This window comes from Bordetella genomosp. 10 (assembly GCF_002261225.1).
Taxonomy (GTDB): Bacteria; Pseudomonadota; Gammaproteobacteria; order Burkholderiales; family Burkholderiaceae_B; genus Bordetella_C.
The window spans coordinates 1064139-1089141 of record NZ_NEVM01000005.1 but is presented as its reverse complement, the minus strand read 5'-3'; the positions used below and the strand labels follow the sequence as shown (position 1 = coordinate 1089141).

Sequence of the window (25003 nt, the reverse complement as noted above, 5' to 3'; positions counted from 1 at the left end):
TGCTATAGTCGCGTTCTTGCTTGAACGCGGACACGAAAACAAATCGGGTACGCAAATGTTCCGGCAAGGCGGTGAGAAAAAGCCGCGCAGCGATTTGCAGCGAGTGTGAAATACACGAGCTACCCGCAAAAAGTTGTGCTAAAATCTTTCTTCTTTACCAAAGCGCCCGTAGCTCAGTTGGATAGAGTACTTGGCTACGAACCAAGGGGTCGTGGGTTCGAATCCTGCCGGGCGCGCCAAATTCCACCGTGTCGTATAGCGGTCAAAGCGGCTTGAAGGTTTATCCTTCAAGCCGCTTTTCGTTTTGTTTTCGTTTTTCTTCTTTCGTTTTCCGGCACTTGTTGATGCATTGCGCCGGCGCGCGGCGGTGGGCCACGGGCGGGCAAGAAACAGGAGATAGGAATGGCGTTGCGGTTCGGTCCGGTTCTGTTGAGTCTCGCTGCCACGTTTGCAGCCGCGTCTTCGCTGTCCGCGCAGGCCGCGGCCGGCAGGAAGCCCGATATCAAGCTCAATCCGGATGCCCGGATGAAATACGAGATCACGGCCACCGTCAGCGATCCCTCGCTGGCGTTCGAACCGGTCCAGGGCTATGCCGATTATGTCGTGGACACGCCGAATTGCGTGCCCTTGACCCGCTTCACGGGCGCGACCATCGTTCCCGAGTACCGCGCGCCGATCGAACTGCGTCGCGTCGCGCCGAACACCTACCGCGGGGAGCTGGTCTTCGACCTGCCCAAGGACGAGGATTATTACGGCCAGGGCGTGTGCCACTGGACCCTGGTGGCCGTCAGCGCCGACCTCCATCGCCACAAGGTGAACTTCTCGCCCGCGCTGTACAAGGACAAGCTGCTCGCCACCGGCAAGGTGGTGCGCTATTTTTCGAAGAAGTCGTATGCCGCCGACGAGATGGAGCGCATCGACATCGGCGAACAGGATGCGGCGCAGTACCAGGACCCGGGCAACGTCTTCAGCATCAGCGTGCAGGCCCGGAAGCTGTTCTGAAAGGCGCCGGGCCTGAGTCTCGTGAGTGATGAGAGGTCCCGGCGCCGCGTCGGTTCAAAGCCGAACCGACATCCGGCTCAAGTCAAATTCAAGCCAGATCGAAGCGATCCAGGTTCATCACCTTGACCCAGGCCTTGACGAAGTCGTCGACGAACTTCTTCTCCGCGTCCGCGCTGGCATAGACCTCGCACAAGGCGCGCAGGCGGGAGTCGGCGCCGAAGACCAGGTCGACGCGCGTGCCCGTCCATTTGGCCTGGCCCGTCTTGCGGTCGCGGCCTTCGAAGACGTCGCGGGCCGGCGACCGGGGTTTCCATGCCGTGCCCATGTCGAGCAGGTTGCGGAAGAAGTCGTTGGACAGCGCGCCCGGACGGTCGGTGAACGCGCCATGCGTTTCCGCGCCGGCCTGGACGCCCAGGACCCGCAGGCCGCCGACGAGGACGGTCATCTCGGGGGCCGTCAGCGTCAGCAGTTGCGCGCGATCGATCAACAGATGCTCCGCCGGGATCCGCACGCGCGGATGGACATAGTTGCGGAAGCCGTCGGCGGCCGGCCGCATGGCATCGATCGATTGGACGTCGGTCTGCGCCTGCGAGGCATCGGTGCGGCCCGGCGCGAACGGCACGGACACGCGATGGCCGGCCTTCTCGGCCGCCTGTTCCACGCCGGTACAGCCCGCCAGCACGATCAGGTCGGCGAGCGAAATCTTCTTGCCCGATGGCGCCGAGGCCGCGTTGTTGAATTCCCGCTGCACGCCTTCCAGCGCCGCCAGCACCCTGGCCAGTTGCTCGGGCCGGTTCACTTCCCAGTCCTTCTGCGGCGCCAGGCGGATGCGCGCGCCGTTGGCCCCGCCCCGCTTGTCCGAACCGCGGAAGGTGGAGGCCGAGGCCCAGGCCGTGGAGATCAGTTCCGTCGCGGACAGTCCGGTCGCGGCGATCTTCTGCTTCAGGGCGGCGATGTCCTTGTCGTCGACCAGCGGATGATCGACGGCGGGCACGGGATCCTGCCAGACCAGTTCCTCGGCCGGCACTTCGGGACCCAGGTAGCGCGAACGCGGGCCCATGTCGCGGTGGGTCAGCTTGAACCAGGCGCGGGCGAAGGCGTCGGCGAACGCGTCGGGGTTCTCCATGAACCGGCGCGAGATCTTTTCGTAGGCCGGGTCGAAGCGCAGCGACAGGTCGGTGGTGAGCATCGTCGGCAACAGCTTCTTCGACGGATCGTGCGCATGCGGGATGTCCGCCTTGGCGTTCTTGGCTACCCACTGGTGCGCGCCGGCGGGGCTCTTGGTCAGCTCCCACTCGTGGCCGAACAGGTTGGCGAAGAAGCCCATGCCCCATCGGGTGGGCGTCGAGGTCCAGGTGACTTCCAGGCCGCTGGTGATGGTGTCGGCGCCCTTGCCGGTGCCGAACTTGTTGTGCCAGCCCAGGCCCTGGAGCTCCAGGTCGGCGGCTTCGGGTTCGGCGCCGACGTTGTCGGCCGGGCCCGCGCCGTGCGTCTTGCCGAAGGTGTGGCCGCCGGCGATCAGCGCCACGGTCTCTTCGTCGTTCATCGCCATGCGGGCGAAGGTCTCGCGGATGTCATGCGCCGCCGCGACCGGGTCGGGGTTGCCGTCCGGGCCTTCGGGATTGACGTAGATGAGGCCCATCTGCACGGCGGCCAGCGGATTCTCCAGCAGGCGCTCGTCGTTGCGGCTTGCTTCCTGGCCATGCATGTCGGCGTCGGCCACCAGCACGCCTTCGTCGCCGGCGTCGCGGCCCGCCGCGCCCTTGCCGTAGCGGACGTCGCCGCCCAGCCAGGTCTTCTCGTTGCCCCAATAGACGTCCAGGTCGGGTTCCCACGTGTCTTCACGGCCGCCGGCATAGCCGAAGGTCTTGAAGCCCATGGTTTCCAGCGCCACGTTGCCCGTGAGGATCAACAGGTCGGCCCAGGATATCTTCTGGCCGTATTTCTGCTTGATCGGCCACAGCAGCCGGCGCGCCTTGTCCAGGCTGACGTTGTCGGGCCAACTGTTCAGCGGCGCGAAGCGCTGCTGGCCGCGGCCGGCGCCGCCGCGCCCGTCGCCGATGCGGTAGGTGCCGGCGCTGTGCCAGGCCATGCGGATGAACAGGCCGCCGTAGTGGCCGAAGTCGGCCGGCCACCAGTCCTGCGAGTCGGTCATCAAGGCCGCGAGGTCTTTCTTCACGGCGGCCAGGTCCAGGCTCTTGAACGCTTCGGCGTAGTTGAAATCCTTGTCCAAGGGATTGGATTTGTTGGAGTGCTGGTTCAACAGGTCCAGTCTCAACTGCTTGGGCCACCAATCGCGGTTGGTCGTGCCGCCGCCGGCGGCGTGATTGAATGGGCACTTCGCTTCGTTGGTCATGTGATCTCCGTTGGGTAAATGCGGGGGGACGCCTCCGGCGCGTGCTTCGATGCGGCATCCGGCGCGGTCGGCGTGGCCCGGCAGAGCAGGGTGCAAACGACTATACGCCAGCCCGGCCAGGATTAAAGATCATTGTCGCAATGGATCTTATAGATGGAGACTATGATGAGAAGGTTGGCTTGTAGAGAGGAAGTTTCTGACCCGGGCCGCCGCGATGCCTCGGTGAAATGCGCGCCGCGGGAATTGCGCGAGACCCCGGCAAGGATGGCTCCGCTGCGTTATGCTGCCGCCTGGTAAACGTGGGAACCGAGATTTTCCTGATGAAGAAGACCATTGCCGATTCCCAGGCCTTGCTGGGGGACATCGCCTATGACGCCGTGCGCGACGCCATCCTGGCCAACGATATCAAGCCGGGCGATCGCGTGTCGGAGTACAAGGTGGCCGAGTGGCTGGGGATCAGCCGGACGCCCGTCCGGGAGGGCCTGCGCCGCCTGGAGAACGAGGGGCTGCTGACGCCGCACCCGCGCCGCGGACTGGTCGTCGCCTCGATCGACGATGCCGCCATGCAGCAGCTCTACGCGGTGCGCGAGTTGCTGGAAGGCGCCGCCGCCGCCTCGGCCGCCGAGCATGCGACCGAAGCCGAGATCGCCACCTTGCGTCACCTGGTCCAGGCCGAGAAGGAAATCATGGACGAGCCCGGCCGCATGAACGAGCACAACCGCGTGTTCCACGAGGCCATCTATCGCGCCGCGCACAACAAGTTCCTGCTCAAGTTCCTGTTGATCACCTCGGATACGCTGTCCGCCTATCGCAACGTGTCCACGCTGGTGATCGAGGAAAGGCGCAAGCAGGTGCTCGATGAACACGCGGAAATCTGCGAGGCCATTTCCCGGCGCGATGCCGAGGGCGCGCGCGCCGTCATGGTGCGCCACGTGCGCAATGCGCTGAAAGTGCGCGTGCAGTTGCAGCACAGCGAACTGCTCAACGAGATCCGCCAGCGTGGCGGCCCGGGCCTGCTGTCCAAGCACATCAAGCGCGGCGGCGAGGGCGGCCCGCGCGGCTGATCGGGGCGCTTACCCCGCCGGAAACGCGGGCTGGTTCTCCAGGTCCTGCAACCGGTCGTACCAGGCGGCGGCCGCGCCGGCATCCAGGCCGGCGGCGGTGCGCAGCATGAAGCGGCGGCGCATGTCCTCGCGCGACAAGGGCTGCGCGGGCAGGCCGCGAAAACCGTCGGCCAAGGTCTCCAGCGTCCGCCCGTCGCGCAGGCGCACGGCCAGGCGCGCGCTCCAGGCGGAAGGCAGGCCGGCCTGCGCGCTCAGCGCGATGCGTTCGCAGGCCTGGCGGATCGCGGGATCCCGCAAGGCGCTTGCGTCGAACGCGCCCGGATCCTCCGGGTCGCGGAACTGGGCCAACGCCAGGCAGAAGGGCACGCTGTACTGCGCCGCCATGATGTCGGCCGGGTCGCGGATGTCGTGGTGGCTGACGATCTTCTCGCTGCATCCCAGCGCCATCGACGCGATGTCCGCGCCATCGAAGCCGTGTTCTGCCATCAGGCCGCGCAGCGCCTGTAGCGGCGCCTGCGCGGTGACGTGGCAGGGATAGCGCTTGAAGCAGATGTTCAGCGTCTCCCAGGCGCTTCCCAGGCCCTGCGTCAACAAGGCCGGCTCGCCCGCGCTGCAATAGGCCTGGAGAAAACCGTAGCGGCCTTCCAGGATGGTGTCCGGGCCTTCGTAGCCCTCCGCGGCCAGGCCGGCGGCGACGATGCCCGCCTCGGCGGCGCGTCCCAGGTGCAGGCGCTTGACCATGCCGCCGTTGCCCGCCTTGGTGAAGGCCAGCAGGCCGGCGGAGAGGGAGCCGGCGATGCCCAGGGCCTGCGTCAGGCGGCCGGCATCCAGGCCGTGGACGAGGCCGGCCGCGATGGCCGCGCCGTAGGGGCCGGTCAGCCCGGGCGCGTGAAAGCCCAGTTTTTCGCTGCTGTGATGCGTGGCCGCGCCGATGCGAAAGAGCACTTCGCAGGCGGCGACGAAGGCGGTCAGGGCCTGGCGTCCGCTCGCGCCGGTCTCCTGGCAGGCGGCCGCGAGCGCGGGCACCAGCGTGGCGCCCGGGTGCACGCCGGCGCCGGGGAAGCGCAGGCTGTCCAGCTCGAAGGCATGCGCCGCCGCCCCGTTGGCCAGCGCCGCGGCGGGCGCGGTCACGCCGGCCGTGAACGCGCCTGACGCGGTTGCGCCAGGATCTGTGCTGCCAGGAGCGGACATGCCGGACGCGGCGACGCCGAACAGCGTGCACGGACCGCCGCCGGCGTAGCGGCGGGCGTAGGCGGCGATGGCGGCGCTCCATGGCAGGCCGGCGCCCTGCACGCAGCAGGCCAGCGTATCGGCGATGCAGTCGCGCGCGCGCTCGCGGACTTCCGCGGGGATATCCTCGTAGCGCAGATTCGCCGCGAATTCGGCCAGCCGCCGGCTGGCGCTGGCTGCGCCTGCGGTCGCCATGGGCGTCAGTCCCGGGCGGCCAGCAGGCGCGGCAGGACGCCGCAGTCCTCCAGCTCGTCCAGGCCCAGGACGCAGTCGCGGATCTCCTCGACCTGGCCGCGCGGCAGGACGTGCGTGGCGAGCTTCTCGAATTTCTCGACGATGTCGCTTTCGCTGGCGAAGTTCTTCTCGTTGCCGCGGCCCGCCTCGACGGTGCGTTCCATATGCGTGCCGTCGCGCAGGGTGACCTCCACCCGCACCATGTGGCGGAACTTGGAGCCCTTCGCCGTGATCCCGGGATCGTGCGCCACGCGCACTTTCTCCGCGATGCGCATGCGGTCGGGATCGGCCACCTTGTCTTCGGTGAACTGGTCGACGAAGCAATCGCCGTCGAGCAGCCAGGTCGCCACGCAGTAGGGCAGGTTGAGCTGGGCCGAGGTCAGGCCTTGCGGTTCGTATTTCCAGCCGACGTGGTCCATGGTGACCTGCGAGCCATGCACGAGTATGTCCTCGACGTCCTCGGCGCCGAAGGGACGCTCGGCCTGCATGGCGCGTATCGCGTCCAGCGTGCTGTGGTTGCTGCCGACGCAGGAGTAGAACTTGAGGGCCACGCCCATGGTCTGCCAGTCCTGGCCCAGGCCGGCGGTCAGCGCCTCGAGCTGGAAGCGGTCCTGCGAGCGGGAGAAGGTGCTGCAGAAGCCGCCGTATTCGCTCTCCAGCACGTTGACGATGCCGGTGAAGCCCTGTTCGGCGAACAGCGCGCCGTACAGGCCGCTCTGCGAGGAGCGGCCCGCGTGCATGCGCTTGACCATGGCGCCGTACTGGGCCGCCATCAGGCCGGCCGACTGGGTGCCCGCGATACCCAGCGCGTGGACCGTGCGGTCCACGTCCAGCCCCAGGCCGCGCGCGGCGCCGGCGGCGGCCGAGAACACGCCCAGCGTGGCGCCCGAATGCCAGCCCTGCGCGATGTGCTCGGGGCCCATGCAGATGCCCACGCGCGGGCCGATTTCATAGCCCGCCACCGCGGCGGCGAGGAATTCACGGCCGGTCATTGGCGTGCCCGCCTGCCGCTGCGCGACTGCTGCTCCGGGGGAGGGTTGAGAACGGCCCGGAACGCTGGTGCCCCGTATTTCCGCGATCGAGATCAAGGCCGGCAGCACCACGGCGCCGACGTGCAGCACGCCCTGGCGATGCACGTCGTCCAGTTCGAAGCCCTGCACCTGCGTGCCGTTCACCAGCGCGGCGTGGGGCGCCGAGAGCTTGTGGCGCGTGCCCCAGACGGCGCAGGCCTGCGTGGTGTCCAGCCCGGTCAGGGTCTTCTGCAGGATGCGGCTCCATTCCAGGTCGGCGCCGTAGATCGCGCAACCGAGCGAGTCCAGCATCAAGAGCTTGATGCGGCCGAGCACTTCTTGCGGGATCGCCTCGTAACGCAATTCCGAGACGAAGCGGGCGATGCCGCGGGTATAGCGATTGTCCGAGAGGGCGGTCGTCGACATGGAGGATGCCTGCGCGAGGGGTGGATAAGGGGGAAATCCGGCTTGCCTGAAAAATAGTATACCGTGGTACTCTATTTTCGAAAGCGGCATCGCGGCGGCGCCGCGCCAGGCAGCTTCATGCGGCAACGACACATCGATGTTCCGGCCTCGCGGCCTGGACCAGGAGCGATGGAGATGGAGACAGGCACAGGGCAGGAGGTCCCGGCGGGCGCCGCGCGCGGCCTGGCGCGATGGCTGGGCGCGCGCGTGGCCGCGATGCGTTATGAAGACCTGCCGGAACAGGCCCTGCATTGGGCCCGGGTGGGCATTCTCGATACCGTGGGCGTGACGCTCGCGGGCAGCGGCGAGCCCGCGGCGCGCCTGGTCGCCCAGGCGCTGGACGGCGCCGCCGGCCCCGCTTCGCGCCTGGGCACGCGGCAGCGGCTGGGCGTGCTGGACGCCGCCCTCGTCAACGGCACGGCCGCGCATGCGCTGGATTTCGACGACAGCAGCAACACCATGGGAGGCCACCCCTCGGCGCCGCTGGTGTCGGCCTTGCTGCCCCTGGCCGAGCAACTGGACAGTTCCGGCCGCGACTTCATCACGGCCTATGTCGCCGGTTTCGAGACCGAGACCAAGCTGGGCATGGCCGTCAACCTGCATCACTACCGCAAGGGCTGGCATCCGACCGCCACGCTCGGATGCTTCGGCGCGGCGGCCGCGTGCGCCCGCCTGCTGGGCCAGGATGGCGCGGCCACCGCCACCGCGCTGGCGCTGGCGGCCTCGTTCGCCTCAGGCATCAAGGCCAACTTCGGCACCATGGCCAAGCCGCTGCACGTGGGGCATTGCGCCCGTAACGGGCTCTATGCCGCGCGCCTGGCGCGTCTCGGCTTCACCGCCAACGCCGCCGCCGTTTTCGAACACGGGCAGGGGTTTCTCGACGTCTTCAACGGCCCGGGCAACTATGACGTGGAGCGAGCCATGGCAGCCTGGGCCGACCCTTACGATTTGATCTCTCCTGGCATCGCCGTGAAGCAATACCCGTGCTGCGGCAGCACCCATCCCGCCATCGATGCGATGCTGGCGCTGGTGCGCGAGCATGGTCCCGCGCCCGAGGACGTGGTGGCCATCGAGGCGGCGATTCACAGCCGGCGGCTGGCCCACACCAACCGGCCGCGGCCGCGCGGCGCGCTCGACGCCAAGTTCAGCCTGCAGTATGTGCTGGCGCGCGCGCTGGCGGACGGTCGAGTGGCGGAAGCGGATTTCGGCGACGCCGCCTGGCGCGAGCCCCGCATCGCGGCCTTGCTGCCGAGGATTCGCGTGCTTGCCTATGACGAGGACGATGGGGCGCACATGGCTGCACAATCCGACCCTTCGCCGGACCGCCATGCCAACCATTTCGCCGGCCATGTCGCCGTGACGCTGCGCGACGGCCGCGTGCTGCGGGCCAGCGTCGAGCAGGCCTTGGGCCGCACGTCCGCCTGTCCCTTGCCGCACGCCTTGCTGCGGCGCAAATTCGCCTTGTGCGCGGGCATGGTCCTGCGCGAGGACGCGGTGGACGGCATCGCCGATACCGTCGCGGCCATCGATGCGCTGCCGCGGGTGGCCGCGCTGACGGCGCGGATCCAGGAAGCCGTTCGTGGAGGAGACTGAAGTGCAAGACACCCAGCAGAACTATGACGTGATCGTGGTGGGCAAGGGCAATGCGGCCCTGTGCGCGGCGCTGGCCGCGCGCGAGCAGGGGGCGCGCGTCGCCATCCTGGAGGCCGCCTCGGAGGAGGAGTCCGGCGGCAACAGCCGTTTCGCCGGCGGCGTGATGCGCTTCGCCTACGACTCCGTCGAAGACCTCAAGCGCGTGACCGACCTGACGGAAGAAGAGATCGTCACCAGCGATTTCTTCACCAACACCACCGACGAATTCTTCGACGACCTGTTTCGCCTGACCAACTACCGCACCGACGCCGAGCTGTCGGAGATCCTGGTGACCCGCAGCCTGGAGACCATGGTGTGGCTGCGCTCCAAGGGCGTGCGCTTCGTGCCCAACTTCGGCCGCCAGTCGCGCCTGGTGGACGGCCGCCGCAAGTTCTTCGGCCGCCTGCCGATCGAAGTGTCGGGCGGCGGCGCGGGGCTGGTGCAATTCCTGGACAAGGCCGTGCGGCAGGCCGGCATCGACGTGCACTATGCGACCCGCGCCAAGCGCCTGCTGCTGGACGAGCACGAGCGCGTCGGCGGCGTGCATGCGACGCGGCAGGGCGAGCCGGTCGATTTCCGCGCGGGAGCGGTGGTGCTGGCTTGCGGCGGCTTCGAGGCCAATCCCGAAATGCGCGCCCGTTACCTGGGCCCCGGCTGGGAACTGGCGAAGGTGCGCGGCACCCGCTACAACCAGGGCGATGGCCTGCGCATGGCTTTGGACGCCGGCGCGGCGCCGTACGGCAACTGGTCGGGCTGCCACGCCACGGGCTGGGAATTGAACGCGCCGGAATTCGGCGACGTGAACGTCGGCGATCAATACCAGAAGCACAGCTATATCTTCGGCTTGCTGATCAACGCCCATGGCCGCCGCTTCGTCGACGAGGGCTACGACTTCCACTCCTTCACCTATGCCAAGTACGGCGGCGAGCTGCTCAAGCAGCCCGGCCAGTTCGCTTGGCAGGTATTCGATTCCAAGGTCAACGACCTGCTGCGTTCCGAATACCGCATCAAGACGATGACCAAGGTCACGGCCGACACCCTGGAAGACCTGGCCGGCAAGCTGGAGGGCGTGGATCCCGAGGCTTTCCTGCAGACCGTGCGCGCCTATAACGACGCCGTGGTGCCGGACGTGGCCTTCGATCCCACGATCAAGGACGGCCTGTCCACCCGCGGCATCGCGCCGCCCAAGTCCAACTGGGCGCAGAAGCTGGATACGCCGCCTTATCACGCCTACGCCACGACCTGCGGCATCACCTTCACCTTCGGCGGATTGCGCATCCGCCCGGAGAACGGCCAGGTCCTGGACGTGCATCTGAATCCCATGCCGGGGCTGTATTGCGCGGGTGAAATGGTGGGCGGCCTTTTCTACTTCAACTATCCCAGCGGCACCGGCCTGGTGTCCGGGGCCGTCTTCGGCCGCATCGCGGGGACCGGCGCCGCGCGCGGCGCGCTGGCATCGGGCGCTCGGTGAGCGCGGGGAAGGACATCATGAAACGAAGAACGTGGCTTGCCGGCTTGCTGTCGGCGGGGGTTATGGGCATGGCGGCTGGCGTGGCGCCATCGGCGGCCCGGGCGGCGGAAACGCAGCCGGCGGCGAACTACCCCGATCATTCCATACGTCTGATCGTGCCGTTCGCGCCGGGCGGCGGCAATGACAACGTGGCCCGGACGGTGGGGCGGCGCCTGGGCGAGATACTGGGGCAGGCCATCGTGGTGGAGAACCGCGCCGGGGCCGGCGGCACGGTCGGCGCCGAGGCCGTCGCGCGGGCGCCGGCCGACGGCTACACCTTGTTCCTGGGCGGCGTCGGCAGCCATGCCATCAATCCGAACCTGCGCAAGAACCTGCCTTACGACCCCATCAAGGATTTTGCCCCCATCACGCTGCTGGCCCAGGCGCCCATGGTGCTGGTGGCGCAGCCCAGCCTGCACATCCACACCGTGGCGGAGCTGATCGCGCTGGCGCGCAAGGAACCCGGCAAGCTGGATTACGCCTCCAACGGCAACGGCTCCTCCTCGCACCTGGCGGCGGTGATGTTCGAGACGCAGGCCAAGGTCAAGCTCACCCACGTTCCCTATAAAGGCCTGAGTCCCGCCTTGACCGACCTGCTGGGCGGACAGGTTCCCCTGATGTTCAGCAGCGTCGTCGCCATCCTGCCGCACATCAAGGACGGCAGCCTCGTTCCCCTGGGCGTCACCGGCACGCATGAACTCGCTTCGCTGCCGGGCGTGCCGACCATCGCCTCGCAAGGCCTGCCGGGTTATGAAACCAGTTCCTGGTACGGCATCCTGGCGCCCGCCGGCACGCCCCGCGATATCGTCATGAAGCTCAACGCGGGCCTCAACCAGGCGCTCCAGGATCCCGCTATCCGCGCCAGCCTGGCCAGCGACGGCGCCGAGCCCGCCGGCGGCACGCCCGAGCAGTTCGCCGCGCATATCGCGCGGGAAAAAGCCCGCCTCGGCGCCGCCATCCGGCAGTCGGGCTTGCAGATGGAATGAAGGGCTGCCGCGGGAGTAAAGGGCTCCCGCGGGGCGTGAACGGCTACCGCGCCTGCGCGGCGACCAGCACCGGTTGGTCCCGATAGAGATCGCCGAACATGGCCTGCAGATTCTTCACCTTGGGCAGGTCGTTGTAGACGATGTAGGGATAGTCGGGGTTATGTTCCATGAAATCCTGGTGGTATCCCTCGGCGGGGTAGAACGCCTTCCCGTCCTCCAGCGTGGTCACGATAGGCTTGCGGTACGCCCCCGAGCGATTCAGTTGCGCGATATACGCCTCGGCCACCTTGTGCTGCATCGCCGACGCGGGGAATATCGCCGAGCGGTATTGGGTGCCGGTGTCCGGTCCCTGCCGGTTCAACTGCGTGGGATCGTGCGCCACGGAGAAGTAGATCTGCAGCAGCTTGCCGTAGCTGATCTGGCGCGGATCGTAGGTCACCTGCACCGACTCCGCGTGGCCGCTGCGCCCTTCGCTGACGATGTCGTAGTGCGCCGTGGCCGCCTGCCCGCCGGCGTAGCCCGACACCGCGCGCGTCACGCCCTTGACGTGCTGGAACACGCCTTGCACGCCCCAGAAGCAGCCGCCCGCGAAGACCGCCGTCTCGCTCGTCGCGCCGGTGGCCGGTTCGTCGACCGCCGGCGCGACGATGGCGACCGCCTGTTCGGCGGCGCGGGCGGTGAGCTGGGGCGCCAGCAGCACGATGGCCAGGCCCAGGCCCGCGCCGGCGAGCAGAACGGGCAGGCGACCTTTGGAAGGGGAAGGCGGGAGGGGATTCTTCATGATTGCCTCGCGATACGAAGGAATTCAATAAAAGCGCTTGGTAAAAGCACTGGGCACTTGGGCACTTGGCACGCGAAACCGCGGCTAGACCGCCTGCTCCTTGAACGTCATCGCCACGCCGTTCATGCAATACCGCAGCCCCGTGGGCCGGGGACCGTCGTCGAACACGTGTCCCAGATGGCCGCCGCAACTGCTGCAGGAGACCGCCGAGCGGACCATTCCGAAGGACCGGTCTTCATGCGTGCGCACCGCGTTATCCAGCGGTCGCCAGAAACTGGGCCAGCCGGTGCCGCTGTCGAACTTGGTCTTCGAGGAAAACAAGGCCAGTTGGCAGCCGGCGCAGGAGAAGATCCCCGGCCGGTGCTCGTCGTTCAGCGGGCTGCTGTACGGGCGCTCGGTGCCCTCCCGGCGCAGCACCGCGTACTGCGGGCCGGTCAGCATGGCCCGCCACTCCGCGTCCGTATGCGTCACGGCGTAGGCCTCGGCCGCCTCCGGGGCGCCGTTGCCGGCGGATGCCGCGGGCGCCGGGCGCAGGAACTGCCAGCCCGCCAGGCCGGTGGCCAGCGCGCCGAGGCCGGCGTTGCGCAGGAAATGTCGACGTCGAATGCTCATGGACTCGCTCCTGTCCGATGGCCGGCGGTCCGGCCGCTGTCCGGCGCGCCGTGGACGGCGCCGGTACGATGAACGCATTGTTCCAGCGGCCGCCCCGCCAAGTCCTCACGCAAACTTAAATTAAATGTGATACTTGCCCGCGCCCGGCAAGGCGACAATGCCCTCCTGCCACGGATGAAATCGCGCCCATGACTGCCCCCAAACGTGTACTCATCGTCGAGGACGACGCCCATATCGCCGACCTGCTGCGCCTGCACCTGCGCGACGAGGGCTACGCGGTCGAGCATGCCGCCGACGGCGATACGGGCCTGCGCCTGCTGGAAGCGGGCGGCTGGGACGCGCTGGTGCTGGACCTGATGCTGCCCGGCGTCGACGGGCTGGAAATCTGCCGCCGCGCCCGCGCCATGACCCGTTATACGCCGATTATCATCACCAGCGCGCGCTCCAGCGAACTGCATCGCATCGTCGGCCTGGAGCTGGGCGCCGACGACTACCTGTCCAAGCCTTTCTCCATGCTGGAACTGGTGGCGCGGGTCAAGGCGCTGCTGCGGCGCAGCGACGCCATGGCCCGCAGCGCCCGCCTGGAAGGCGGCGGCCTGGAGGCGGGCGGCGTGAGCATCGACGCCCTGGCGCGCGAAGTGAAGGTCGACGGCAACCCGGTGGAGCTGACGCCGCGCGAGTTCGACCTGCTGTATTTCTTCGCGCGCCATCCGGGCCAGGTGTTCTCGCGCCTGGATCTGCTCAACCAGGTCTGGGGCTACCAGCATGACGGCTACGAGCACACCGTCAACACCCATATCAACCGGCTGCGCCTGAAGGTGGAGCAGGATCCCGCCGAGCCGCGCCGCATCATCACGGTCTGGGGCAAGGGCTACAAGTTCGCCGTGCCGGGAGACGAACGATGAATGGGGGCGCGCGCCGTCCCTCGTTCTGGCGCCGGCTCACGCTGACGCAGCGGCTGGCGGCGGTATTCGCGGTCCTGCTGCTGGCCTGCAGCGGCGCCTCCGCCTGGCTGCAGGTGCGCGCCAACGCGCTGCACGACGCGCAGACCGCCCAGCGCCTGTCCATGGGGCTGGCCCAGCACATCGCCGACACCTCGCAGTTGATGGACGCCTCGGGCCTGCGCCGCGAGGCCGTGCGCGAGCTGTTCGACAAGCTGATGGCGGTCAATCCCAACGTCGAGGTCTACCTGGTGGCGCCGGACGGCCGCATCGTCGGCGACGCGACGCCGCGCGGCCACATGCTGCGCGACCGCATCGACGTCGCGCCGCTGCGGCGCCTGCTGGCCGGCGACCCCTTGCCCATCTACGGCGACGATCCGCGCAGCCTGACCGGCCGCAAGGTGTTCAACGCCGCGCCCCTGCGCGTCGACGGCCAGCCGCACGGCTACGTCTACGTGGTGCTGCAGAGCGAGGCGCGCGACATGCTGGCGGCCGACGTCGCCGTCAGGTCGGTGCTGGGCACCACGCTGTGGTCCATGGCCCTGGTGGCGTTGCTGTGCCTGCTGGCCGGCCTGGCCGCCTTCACCCTGATCACGCGGCCGCTGCGCCGCCTGACCGCCACGCTGCGCGATTTCGACGGCGACGACGCCGCCGCGGCCACCGCCCTGGCCGGCCCCGCGGTCCAGGCCGCCGCGCCGGACGACCGCGACGAGATCGCGATTCTCGAACAGACCTTCCGCCAGATGGCGGCGCGCATGGCGGAACAGTGGCGCGAGCTGACGCGCCAGGACCAGCAGCGGCGCGAGCTGGTCGCCAACATTTCCCACGATCTGCGCACGCCGCTGACCTCGCTGCACGGCTATCTGGAAACGCTGCTGCTGAAGGAACAGGCCTTGAACCCGGAGGAACGCCGCCGCTATCTGGAGGTGGCGCTGGACCAGAGCCGCAAGGTGGGCCGCCTGGCGCAGGCGCTGTTCGAACTGGCGCGGCTGGAGTCCGGCTTGATCCAGCCCGAGGTCGAGGTCTTTTCCCTGGCGGAACTCATCCAGGACGTCTTCCAGAAGTTCGAGTTGCAGGCCGAGGCGCGCCGCGTTCGCTTGCGGGCGCGGCTGGACCAGGACCTGCCGATGGCGCGCGCCGACCTGGGCATGATAGAGCGCGTGCTGACCAACCTGCTGGACAACGCCCTGCGCCATAGCCCCGCCGGCGGCGTGGTGGAGGTGGCCGTGCGGCGCGACGGTCCGCGCCTGGAGGTATGCGTGGCGGACCACGGGCCGGGCGTGGCCGAGGCGCTGCGCGATACCTTGTTCACCCGGGCGTCGGTCTGGGGCAGCACCGGTCCGGAGCGGGGCGGCCTGGGACTCTTGACCGTGCGTCGCATTTTGCAACTGCATGGCTGCGATATCGCGCTGGCGCCGCGCCAGGACGCCGGCGCGGCCTTTGTTTTCGGGCTGCCGGCCGCCCCCTCGACGGTGGAAGCAACAAGTATGAGAGCCATCCCCGCCCATCTGCACGGATGAGCAGAAGCGTGGCGCCCCGCCGGCGCGAAATCGGCTTCGTCCTACAACCCATGGCTGAGTAGCGCGCCGTTTCCATCCGGCGACCCATCCCGGGATCCTACTTACGCCTTAGAACTTCCCGCGCGCCGGTCGCTCGTCCGGTCTAGGGTGAACGCATTCTGGAGCGCTTGCATTAGAGCGCGCACTATCTATACCACGTGCGGGCATCAAGCCTCAATTTTGGATACAAGAATGGACAAAGCGAAGGTCGCGCTGCTCGTGGGCGCCTCGAACCAGCCGGGTTGGATCCATGAAATCGTCGATTGGCTGAGACGCGAGGACCTCTATGAGGTCGCCGCGTTGCTCGTCGCGGAGGCGGACGGCTTGCGGCAGGGACAGTCGACGCCGTGGTCCAGCGTGGGGCTGGGACCGGTCGCGCGGCTGGAAAACCGCATCCTGAATACCCGCCATCGCGCGCAACTGGCGACCCGCGAGCTGACGGAATCGGTGCCCGCGGGCATTCCCCTGTTGCGCTTGACGCTGCGGCGGGACGAGAACGGCGAACTGGCGCCGTGCGAGGACGAGGCGCTCGCGGCCGCGCGCGAACTGGGGCTGGACGTGATCCTCGTCCTGGGTTTGCCGGCGGTGCGCGGCGCGCTGGCCGGCATCGCCCGCCGCGGCGCCTGGCTGCTGGCGCATTCGGAAGTGGCGGGGCAGGCCGACGTGACGCACGCGGGCTTCTGGGAGGTCTATCAGCGCGCGGACCATACCACCGTGAAGCTGTGGCGCCTGGGCGCGGTGGAACAGGACGACGTGCTGTTGGACTCGCGCAGCTTCAATACGGAGCCTTTCTGGCTGAAGAACCGCGCGCGGGCCCTGAGCCTGGGCAACTTCATGCTGTTCGACACGCTGCGCGCCAAGGACCGGGATCCGGCGCCCGCGCCGGCGGCCGGCGGCCTGCAGATCCATACGGCCATGGCGCTGCCCAAGCCGGCGCAATGGGACGGCGCCGCCTATCTGGCGCGCCAGGCCTGGATGATTTCCGGCCTGGTGCTGCGGCGGGCCATGAATCGCAACGTGACCTGGCGCATTGCCATGTGTCCCACGGAGCGCGAGCAGATGGTGACGTCGGCGGCGGCGGTGCTGGAGCCGCCCAAGGGACGCTTCTTCGCCGATCCCTTCGTCCACACGCATGAGGGCCAGCCCTACGTGTTCTTCGAGGACTACTGCTTCCGCGAACGCAAGGGCAAGATCTCGGTCGCCACCTATGTCGACGGCGCGTTCAAGTTCCTCGGGACGGTGCTGGATCTGCCTTACCACCTGTCCTTTCCATTCATATTTCAGTATGACGGCGCGACCTACATGGTCCCTGAAACATGCGGAAATCGAACCATCGAACTGTGGAAATGCACTGAATTTCCCCTGAAATGGGAAATCCATCAGGTGCTGATGCGCGATGTTTCGGCCGTCGATACCATCGTGTTTTCTTATGGAAAATACTGGTGGCTGCTCACCAATATCGACCGCGCGGATGGCACCAGCCATTGTGACGAGCTGTTTGCCTTTTATGCCGACCGGCCGGACGCCACGACCTGGACGCCCCACGCGCTGAACCCGATCATCCGGTCGCCGATCAAGGCCCGCAACGCGGGCATCGTGGTGGGCGGAGACGGCGGCGTCATTCGCTGTGCGCAGACCCAGGGTTTTCTGCACTACGGCAAAGGCGTGTCCCTGAACCGCATCGAAGAGTTGTCGCCGTCAACCTATAGCGAAGCGGAAGGACCGGTGCATTACCCCAGTTTCCTGCGCAAGCCATTCGCTTCCATGCATCACTGGCACCATCACGGAGGCCATACGGTATTCGACTTTGCATTTATGGAATAACAAGTGCGCTAAAACCCCGGAAATATTACGCGCGGAACAACTCTGCGAATTATTTCCTAAACCACCACAAAATATGCCTGGCATACCAGGCGCTCGTGTCGGGAAATTTTCCCGATGTCCTAGAAACCGCATGGATGCTGGGTTTCCGGCTGATGAGGAGGATAATTACGTCTTAAGATACTTGCATTGTCTTGCACGCCGAAGACTTTATACACATCTTTTTTTGCTTACTTTTCGGTGTTTTGACGATCGCTTTGAGAAAAGAAAAAAACGGGCAAACCAAATTAGTTATTTTGAACAATGCTAACGGTTGACTGCGGTTCATATCCGTTTATGTCGTTTTTCAAAGCTTGCTTTTGATGTAGTCAACCCATAACATGGGGCGCGTCATCCTAACAGATGGCTACCCAAAGTGTCGGTCGGCTCGTCTAGTGCTCGTCCATGCGGCTGGCAAGCAATACAAAACAAGAAAATAAATACGTGTGTCCGCGCTGCACGCCTATCACTGCTGCATTCTTCTTGTTGCAACGAACGTTGTCCTCTGGGGAAAACTATGTCGAAAATGGTCCTGGTTGAAGCCCATCCGCTGTTGAGGTTGGGTTTGCGTCAAATTCTTGGCAAGGTCGAAGGTGTTTGGGAAATCGTCGGATTGGATCTCGCCAATCTGGGTGAAGCCGCGGAGCAGAACCGCTCCGCCGAATTGCTCATATTCGGCATGCCGATCGAGACGGAAGCGGGATGGCAAGCGCTGGCCGAGGTGCGCCGCGTCCTGGCCCCCAAGCGCATTCTGCTATTGGTGGACACCATGCCCATGCAAGCGCTATCGCGCCTGCCCGAAGGCAGCATCCACGGTTGCCTGATGAAGACGGCTTCCATCGAAGTCCTGGAAGCAGCCATCCGGCTGGTCATGGCCGGTGGCCAATGCTTCCCCAGCGGCCAGATGGCGCCGGCGGCGCATGAAGCGCCGTCCATGCCCCTGGGCGGGATGGCCAGCTCCGCGCTGCCCGTGCCCTTGAACGACATGGACGGCGTCACGGTGGGGAAGATGGCCATGCCGGTGACGGCGGGCGCCCAGTTGCTGAAGATCACGCCGCGCCAATACGAAGTGCTGGTGCTGCTTTCGCGGGGCTATCCGATCAAGACGGTCAGCCGCATGCTGAACATCTCGGTGGCGACGGCCAAGACCCATGCGTGCACGCTCTATCAAAGGCTGCAAGTGAAGAACAAGGGCGAAGCCGTATATACCGCCCTGCAGCGCGGCGCGACGCTGGATTGGGAAACGGGTAACCAGAACGGCGTGTCGTACGAGCGCGGCAGGCCGCAATAAGGCAGGCAGGCTTCGTCGGTGTCCGATGCGCGGGGATGTGCCAGCGAGCGCGCACATCCCGAATATGGGCGGTAGTGGTACGGGCGGTGGTGGCACGCCGTTCCCATGTATCGGATGCTTTTGCCGGGACGGCGGCCCACGGCGCGGAATATGGTGCCGTAGCCGTCATCCGCAAGATGGAGATGCAAGGGAACGTGTCACTGATAGCATGGTGGTGGCTGTTCCCGCTCGCGAATGAGCAAGTGTGATTCGCGATTTCCGGTGGGACGCCCCGCACGACGTGACGAGGTTTCCCGCCGATGACTACCGTACTGATCGAGGAATACGCAATCCTGCGCATCGCCATCCAGCATATCCTGGAGTCGGCGCGCAGCCCCGAGAGCGTCATGTCCATGACGCCGCAAAAGCTCAATGAAATGTCGATGTCGCTGGTGCGGCCGGTGGAGCTGGTGGTGCTGGGCATCACCGGCGTCGCCGACGTCGACCTTCATCTGCTGGCGAACGTGCAGGCGCAACTGGCGCCACGCTATTCGCTGATTCTCTACGACTCGCTGGACACGCGCGTGATGATGGAAGCGGCGCGCCGCGGCGTGTGCGGCTTCATCGCCAAGAACTCCACGCCCGAGGCCATTACGGCGGCCGTGCATCTCGTGCTGGCGGGCGGGCAGTGCTTTCCACGCCCCATCGTCGACGCCGCGCAGGGTTCGCATCATTTGGCGCAGCGGCCCTATAGCCCGATGCGCGTGCTGACGCCGCGGCAGGAGGAAATCCTGCGCCTGCTGGCCAAGGGCCGCACCATGCGCGAAATCAGCAAGGAGATCGGTATATCGGTCGCGACGGTGAAGAGCCATGCGCGCACCTTGTACTGGAAGCTGAATGCGCGCAACCAGGCCGAGGCGGCTTTCATCGCGGTCCAGCAGGGGCTGCTGGGCAATGCGGAAGAAGAAGCGGAGTCGCCTCAATAAGAATCGCCGCAATAAGAATCGCCGCAATAGGGATCGCCACAATAAGAATCGCCGCGACAGGCATCGCGGCGATCGGCGTTGCGGCAACGATCTCCTTGTCGCGAGCGGCATGACCCGCATACCGCGGCAAGGAGATCGGATGCCCTGCTCAGGGCACAGGTTGCCGTAGCGCGGGCCCGCGCTTGTCGAACTGGAGCAAGGCGTCTTCCAGCCGTCCCAGCACGGTCTCCGCATGGAAGTGGAGGTGCGCGTAGCGCGCCGCGGCCTCGCCCAGGCGGCGGCGCCGTTCGGGGTCGCGCAGCAGCGTCAGCAGCGCGCGCGCCATGGCGCGCGGATTTTCCGGCGGCACCACCAGGCCGCAGTGGGCGACGACCGCCGCCAGCTCCGTGCCGGGCGCCGCGCCGCAGATCACGGGGCGCCCGCTGGCCAGCATGCCGGTCAGCTTGGACGGCATGACCAGGTCGGCGGCGCCGGCGCGTTGCGGCAGCAAATGGACGTCGGCGCAGGCCAGCAGGGCGGGCAGCCGCTCGGCCGGCTGCAAGGGCAGGAAGTGAACGCGCGGCAGGTCGGCGCATGCCTGCCGCAAGACCTCGAGCTGCGGACCGGCGCCGCCGAAGACGAAATGCACGCGGGGTTCGCGGCGCAGTACGCGCCCGACCTGGGCCAGGATCTCCAGCCCTTGCTTGCGGCCCATATTGCCCGAGTACATCGCCACGATCGCGTCGTCCGGAATGCCCAGCGCGCGCCGGTAGTCCGCGGCATCGCCGGCGCCGGAGGCGGCATCGGCGGCCGCGGCCGCGCCGGCGCGCGCGGCCGCGGCGACGTCTATCCAGTTTGGCACCAGCATCAGGCGCGCTTCGTCCACGCCCTTGGCGCGCGCCAGCGCCAGCATGCGCTGCGAGATGGTCGAGACGCGGTCGAAGCGGCGCATCAGCCAGCGCTCCATGGCGCCGACGGCCTGGCGCAGGCGCTTGCCCTTGAGCAGGCCCAGCTCGAAAGCGGCGTCGACCTCGTAGTCCTGGATGTGCAGCCAGGCGCGCGCGCCGCACAGCCGCGCCGCCGCCAGCGCGGCGGGCGCGCAGAACAGCGGCGGCTCGACCACCAGCACCACGTCCGGCCGCCGGGCGGCGGCGCGCAACAGCAGCGGCAGGCTGCTCAGCGCGAAGGAGGCCAGGTGCAGCAGGCGCTTCAGGCCGCCGGGCTGGCGCGGCACCCACAGCGGCGCGCGCGACACGCGCACGCCACGCCAGGTCTCGCCGGCGTAGCGGCCGGCGCGGTAGCCTTCGTGGACCTGCCACTGCGGGTAGTAGGGCGGGGCGGTGATGACGCTGACTTCATGGCCGCGGGCGGCCAGCCAGGCCGCCATTTCGCCGGTGTATTTGCCGGTGCCGGTCAGTTCCGGCGCGAAGTTGATGCCGAGAATCAGGATTTTCATGAACGGACCGCGGAGGTGCGGGGGCGGATGGGCCGGCAGGGCGTGCCGTGGCAGATCATGCCGGCCGGAACGTCCTTGAAGACCGAACTGCGCGCGCCCACCACGGCATCCTTGCGCACCGTCACGCCGGGGCCGACGAAGACGTCGGTGGCGATCCAGGCGCCGTCCTCGACGATGACCGGCAGGCCGCGGATGGGGAAGTCGGGCATGGCCGCGTCGTGGTCGCCGGCGCAGAGATAGCTGCGCTGCGAGACCACCGCGTGGCTGCCGATGTCGATGCGGCCCAGGCTGTACAGCACGACGTCGTCGCCGATCCAGGAGTAGTCGCCGATCCGCACTTTCCAGGGATAGGTGATGCGGGCGCTGGCGCGGACCAGCACCTTGCGGCCGACCTCGGCGCCGAACAGGCGCAGCAGCCAGCGCCGGAAGCCGTAGGCGAATTGCGGGGAATAGCGGAAGAGCGTGGAATGGACCATCCACCATAGCTGCACATAGACGGCGTTGCGCCCCCGGAATCCGGCGGGCAGCCGGAAGAGATTGAGGCGCTGGAAGGTTTCCAGGGCCGGGGGGGTGGATGGGAGGGTGTCCATGGCGGGCTCCTTGTTCGTGGGCTTGGCCAGCGCGCGTCAGCGCGCGGATTGGGAAACCGAAGAGACGCGATCGGCCTGGGCCGCTTCATTGGCCGCCTTCCGCGCGGCGCGCACTTCGCGCGATTTCAGGCCTATCTGCCAGTAGTACATCGCGCGCGCCACGGCGTAGTCCAGGCCGACCTTGCCGTCGAGAAAGCCCAGGTGAAACACGTAGGTATGCAGGAAGACCGCGGGCCCCTTGAAGGGCAGGGCCTGGAAGATCCGCTTGAGCAGCGAGCGCATGCCCATGTTGGCCTCGCGCGGATCGTTCATCAGGCCCTTCTCGCGCAGGTTGGCTTCCCAGTCGGAATAGCGGTTGTGCTTGTCGAAATAGTGGAACAGGGTGTCGTGGTCGTTGTGCCCCATGCGCCCCTTCATGACGAAGGTGCCGCCCTCGACCTCGGGCTGGTAGTGGCCCTCGACTTCCCACATGTGCGCCACGTCGAGATCGTTGTAGTCCAGGAAGCGCGCGCGGTGCCGATGCAGCAGCACCAGCTTGTAGACGCGATGGCCGTGGCGCAGCGGCTTGCCGCAGAAGACGTAGTCGAAGCCGACGAAGGCGCCCCCCTTGCCTTCGTCGAAGCGCCCCAGGCTGGCGGCGATCTCGCGCGCCAGCGGCGGCGTCATTTCCTCGTCCGCGTCGACGTAGAGGACGATGTCGTGCGAGAAGGGCAGGTTCTCCAGGCACCATTGCTTTTTCTTCGGGTACTTCCGGTTCCATTGAAAGGGGACGACGATGGCGCCGAGCGATTGCGCGAGCTCGACGGTGCGGTCGGTGCTGTCCGAGTCGATGACGAAGACCTCGTCGAAATCCGCGAGGGCACGCAGGCATTTCTCGATATTGCGTTCTTCGTTCTTCGTCATGACGACGACAGATACGGGAATACGGCTCATCTACAAGCTCCCACGCGCGAGACGCGCGTTTACCGTTGCATCAAGGGTTGGAAGAGGTCCACCACGTTGTGGCAGTGCTGTTCCAGGGAAAAATCCTGGGCGCGGCGCGGGCCCAGGTCGGACAGGTGCTGGCGCCGCGCGCGATCCTGCGCGAGCTGGCGGATCGCCCGCGCGACCGCGGCCGCGTCGCCCACCGGCACCAGTTCGCCGAAGCGGCCGTCGTCCAGGATTTCGGCCGGTCCTGACGGACAGTCGGTCGCGATGACGGGCACGCCCAGGCACAGGGCCTCCACCAGGGAGAGGCCGAAACTCTCGCGCTCGGACACCGACAGGAAGATGTCGGCGGCCGCGAGCGCGGGGAAAGGATTGTCGACGTGGCCGGCCAGGCGTATGCGGCTGCGCGTGGTCAACCCCTGTATCTTCCGTTCGAGTTCGTCGCGTTGCGGCCCCTCGCCGATGACCGTGAAGGAGATCGACGGATCGTCCAGCAGCACGGCGGCGTCGATCAGGGTCTGGTAGCCCTTGGTGTGCACCAGCCGGCCGATCGACACCACGTGCAGCGTGCCGTCGTCGGGCAGCGGCGAGGATCCCGCGCGGGCCTGTTCCCGCACGTTGTCCAGCGGCACGCCGTTGTAGACGTGGCGGCACTTCTTGCGCAGCGCGGGCACCATCGTGACCAGGTCGCGCACCACGCCCTGGGACACGCCGACCACGGTGTCGTGGGCGCCGTAGCACAGGCGCAGCAGCATGCGCTTGAGCTGGCCTTTCTCGGTGCTGCGGTAGTGCGCCGACGGGCTGTTGTGCTCGAAGGCGACGCTGCGGAAGGCGCCGGGCATGACGCGCCGCGCCGCCGCCACCATCAGGTTGCACAGCAGGCCGTGCGAGCAGACCACCGCGGGCTGCTCGCGCCGGATCGCCGCCAGCAGCTTGAACCAGGCCAGGGGCGCCCGCAACTGCATCGACCGGTTGCTCAGTTTGCGGGAATAGGCGCGCGTGATGGCGGCGCGGCTGGGCGAGAACTCGTGCTCGATCTCGCGCAGGCAGAACAGCGACGTGGTGACATTGTGTCCGGGCAATTCCTCGACCATCGAGTAGACACAGCGTCCGACGCCTCCGCGATGCAGGTCGGGAACGACGAAGAGGATATCAACCATGATGCGGCAACCGGGGTAGGGTGGGGGAAGCCGGCCGGGCCGGCGCGATGGAACGCGGGTCGGAGCGGGCCGGCCACGCCGCCCGCATGGGGGGCACCGATACCGGAGGACGGATGGGATAGACCACGACCGGGGTCGACGGCTGGGACGCGGCCGCCGGCGCGCGCACGTCGTTGCGCAGCAGGGACAGGCAGTAGGTCAGCAGGACGCCGGTAAAGGCCGTCTTCGGGGCATAGGCCAGTCCTCCGGACAGGGAGTCGATGAAGATGTAGATCGGCGCGGTGGCGATGAGGTAGCGCCGGTGCAGTTCCAACTGGGGATCGTAGTAGCGCCGGCACAGCGTCATCAGCATCAGGAGCAGGCAGGGCGCCATGATGACGACCGAGCCGATGATGCCGAACTTCATCAGGTAGAAGGCCCAGGAGTTGTGCGCGAAGGTGCTGAGCTCGAAGCCGTTCTCGCCCATCACCCAACTGCGGAAGCCCGCGCCGTGGCCGAACCAGGGGGATTCACGGAACAGGTCCATCTGGCCTTCGTACTCCTGGACGCGGGCGCCGTAGCTGGAGTCCTCGTCCAGCGCTTCCACCGTCAGCACGCGCGACTCCAGCACGTCCAGGTAGCCGATGGAGGCGAACAGCAGGATGCCGGCGATGAAGGCGGGCACGAAGATCCTGAAGGCGTTGCGGAAGGCGCCCACGCGGCCGCCCAGCAGCACGGCGATCCCCACCGAGGCGCCCAGTTGCAGGTACTGGCTGCGGTTCAGCGAGAACACCAGCGCCATCAGCATGTAGAGCGTCATCAGGTAGGCGGTGCGCGGCTTCCAGCCCAGTTGCTCGCGGAAATAGAGCAGCGAGACGATGGACAGGGGCAGCACCCAGATGCCCAGGCTGACGTCGCGCACCGGCTCGGCCGTGCTGAAGCCCACCGCCTGTTGGCCCAGCATGATGGTCGACACGGCCAGGCCGGTGACGACCAGCCACCATTGCAGCCGGCGGTAGGCGTCGGCGCTGTCGATGTCCTTGTAGCAAAGATAGGGCGTGACGACGAAGTACAGCACGATGCGCAGGTCGCGGGCCACGTCCGAGGGGTCGATGCCGGGCTGGCGGCCGGAGACGAAGAAGAGATACACGACCGCCAGGAGATTGATGAACAGCAGCAGCGTGACGCGCGGCGGCGGCAGGGTGTAGGCGCCCGGATCCGCCATGCGGAAGATCTTGAACAGCAGCATCCCCACGAACATGAAATCGAAGGGCGAGAGCTTGAAGCCCCCCGCCCCGATGAAGAAGATGTCGTTGTTCATCGCCAGCGACGTGAACAGCATGCCGCACAGCAAGGGCAAGGTGGAGAAGCGGGTCGTCTTGGCGGGGGATCGGCGGAACATGATGGCCTCTTC

20 protein-coding genes and 1 tRNA gene are annotated in these 25003 nt (G+C 67.2%); 11 read left to right on the top strand and 10 right to left on the bottom strand.

The features are described from left to right. Positions 1-162 precede the first annotated feature (162 nt). Positions 163-239: transfer RNA gene (locus tag CAL29_RS21050), tRNA-Arg, on the top strand. 163 nt (positions 240-402) lie between these two features. Next, positions 403-1002 (top strand): hypothetical protein, encoded by a 600-nt coding sequence (locus CAL29_RS21045; protein ID WP_094854960.1) that lies wholly within the window; start codon positions 403-405, stop codon positions 1000-1002. An 88-nt stretch (positions 1003-1090) separates the two neighbouring features. On the opposite strand, the gene katG is transcribed toward CAL29_RS21045, so the two are convergent. Continuing rightward, positions 1091-3358, bottom strand: a complete 2268-nt coding sequence (gene katG, locus CAL29_RS21040) for a catalase/peroxidase HPI (protein WP_094854959.1) — start codon at positions 3356-3358, stop codon at positions 1091-1093. A 320-nt stretch (positions 3359-3678) separates the two neighbouring features. On the opposite strand from katG, the gene CAL29_RS21035 reads away from it, so the two are divergent. Continuing rightward, positions 3679-4422, top strand: coding sequence for a GntR family transcriptional regulator (locus tag CAL29_RS21035; RefSeq protein WP_179284128.1), 744 nt, complete (start codon positions 3679-3681; stop codon positions 4420-4422). Between the two features lie 9 nt (positions 4423-4431). Here the strand turns inward: CAL29_RS21035 and CAL29_RS21030 are convergent, their stop codons facing one another. Together CAL29_RS21030 and CAL29_RS21025 are read right to left on the bottom strand one after the other, a co-directional pair. Then, on the bottom strand, positions 4432-5847 hold the full coding sequence (locus tag CAL29_RS21030; protein ID WP_094854957.1) for an MmgE/PrpD family protein: 1416 nt from the start codon (positions 5845-5847) through the stop codon (positions 4432-4434). A gap of 5 nt (positions 5848-5852) precedes the next feature. Beyond that, on the bottom strand, positions 5853-7322 hold the full coding sequence (locus CAL29_RS21025; protein WP_094854956.1) for an MmgE/PrpD family protein: 1470 nt from the start codon (positions 7320-7322) through the stop codon (positions 5853-5855). Between the two features lie 174 nt (positions 7323-7496). Here CAL29_RS21025 and CAL29_RS21020 point away from each other — a divergent pair, with 174 nt between their 5' ends. Genes CAL29_RS21020 through CAL29_RS21010 form a run of 3 tightly spaced genes read left to right on the top strand, consistent with a single transcriptional unit; the run spans position 7497 to position 11489 of the window. Next, a complete protein-coding gene (locus CAL29_RS21020; protein WP_179284127.1) occupies positions 7497-8954 on the top strand; it encodes an MmgE/PrpD family protein in 1458 nt (485 codons plus the stop codon). Between the two features lies 1 nt (position 8955). Then, complete coding sequence (tcuA, locus tag CAL29_RS21015; RefSeq protein WP_179284126.1) at positions 8956-10464, top strand: FAD-dependent tricarballylate dehydrogenase TcuA; 1509 nt, start codon at positions 8956-8958, stop codon at positions 10462-10464. 17 nt (positions 10465-10481) lie between these two features. Beyond that, the gene (locus CAL29_RS21010) at positions 10482-11489 is read left to right on the top strand and encodes a Bug family tripartite tricarboxylate transporter substrate binding protein (RefSeq protein WP_094856803.1); all 1008 of its coding nucleotides are present in this window, start codon (positions 10482-10484) and stop codon (positions 11487-11489) included. Between the two features lie 43 nt (positions 11490-11532). Here CAL29_RS21010 and msrA read toward each other — a convergent pair whose 3' ends face one another. Both msrA and msrB read right to left on the bottom strand, forming a co-directional pair. Then, on the bottom strand, positions 11533-12270 hold the full coding sequence (msrA, locus tag CAL29_RS21005; RefSeq protein ID WP_094854953.1) for a peptide-methionine (S)-S-oxide reductase MsrA: 738 nt from the start codon (positions 12268-12270) through the stop codon (positions 11533-11535). 84 nt (positions 12271-12354) lie between these two features. Then, the gene (gene msrB, locus CAL29_RS21000) at positions 12355-12882 is read right to left on the bottom strand and encodes a peptide-methionine (R)-S-oxide reductase MsrB (RefSeq protein WP_094854952.1); all 528 of its coding nucleotides are present in this window, start codon (positions 12880-12882) and stop codon (positions 12355-12357) included. A gap of 188 nt (positions 12883-13070) precedes the next feature. Here msrB and CAL29_RS20995 point away from each other — a divergent pair, with 188 nt between their 5' ends. The 5 genes from CAL29_RS20995 (at position 13071) to CAL29_RS20975 (ending at position 19498) form a co-directional block, all read left to right on the top strand. After that, positions 13071-13787, top strand: coding sequence for a response regulator transcription factor (locus CAL29_RS20995; protein ID WP_094854951.1), 717 nt, complete (start codon positions 13071-13073; stop codon positions 13785-13787). After that, entirely contained in the window at positions 13784-15343 is a 1560-nt protein-coding gene (locus CAL29_RS20990; RefSeq protein WP_094854950.1) for a sensor histidine kinase, read from the top strand. The genes CAL29_RS20995 and CAL29_RS20990 overlap by 4 nt, the downstream gene beginning before the upstream one ends. Positions 15344-15574: 231 nt before the next feature. Beyond that, positions 15575-17206, top strand: coding sequence for a glucosamine inositolphosphorylceramide transferase family protein (locus tag CAL29_RS20985; protein WP_094854949.1), 1632 nt, complete (start codon positions 15575-15577; stop codon positions 17204-17206). Between the two features lie 553 nt (positions 17207-17759). Then, a complete protein-coding gene (locus CAL29_RS20980) occupies positions 17760-18533 on the top strand; it encodes a response regulator transcription factor (RefSeq protein ID WP_094854948.1) in 774 nt (257 codons plus the stop codon). A gap of 299 nt (positions 18534-18832) precedes the next feature. Beyond that, positions 18833-19498, top strand: a complete 666-nt coding sequence (locus CAL29_RS20975) for a response regulator transcription factor (protein WP_094854947.1) — start codon at positions 18833-18835, stop codon at positions 19496-19498. A gap of 148 nt (positions 19499-19646) precedes the next feature. Here CAL29_RS20975 and CAL29_RS20970 read toward each other — a convergent pair whose 3' ends face one another. The 5 genes from CAL29_RS20970 to CAL29_RS20950 are packed head-to-tail and all read right to left on the bottom strand — an operon-like array spanning position 19647 to position 24991. Further along, positions 19647-20933 carry a glycosyltransferase WbuB gene (locus CAL29_RS20970; protein WP_094854946.1) on the bottom strand — a complete coding sequence of 429 codons (1287 nt, stop codon included), beginning with the start codon at positions 20931-20933 and terminating at the stop codon, positions 19647-19649. Then, on the bottom strand, positions 20930-21523 hold the full coding sequence (locus CAL29_RS20965) for a putative colanic acid biosynthesis acetyltransferase (RefSeq protein ID WP_094854945.1): 594 nt from the start codon (positions 21521-21523) through the stop codon (positions 20930-20932). The genes CAL29_RS20970 and CAL29_RS20965 overlap by 4 nt, the downstream gene beginning before the upstream one ends. A gap of 36 nt (positions 21524-21559) precedes the next feature. Beyond that, positions 21560-22456, bottom strand: coding sequence for a glycosyltransferase family 2 protein (locus CAL29_RS20960; protein WP_094854944.1), 897 nt, complete (start codon positions 22454-22456; stop codon positions 21560-21562). Positions 22457-22485: 29 nt separating this feature from the next. Then, complete coding sequence (locus CAL29_RS20955) at positions 22486-23610, bottom strand: glycosyltransferase (RefSeq protein ID WP_094854943.1); 1125 nt, start codon at positions 23608-23610, stop codon at positions 22486-22488. Beyond that, positions 23603-24991 (bottom strand): O-antigen ligase family protein, encoded by a 1389-nt coding sequence (locus CAL29_RS20950; protein WP_094854942.1) that lies wholly within the window; start codon positions 24989-24991, stop codon positions 23603-23605. The genes CAL29_RS20955 and CAL29_RS20950 overlap by 8 nt, the downstream gene beginning before the upstream one ends. Positions 24992-25003 lie beyond the last annotated feature (12 nt).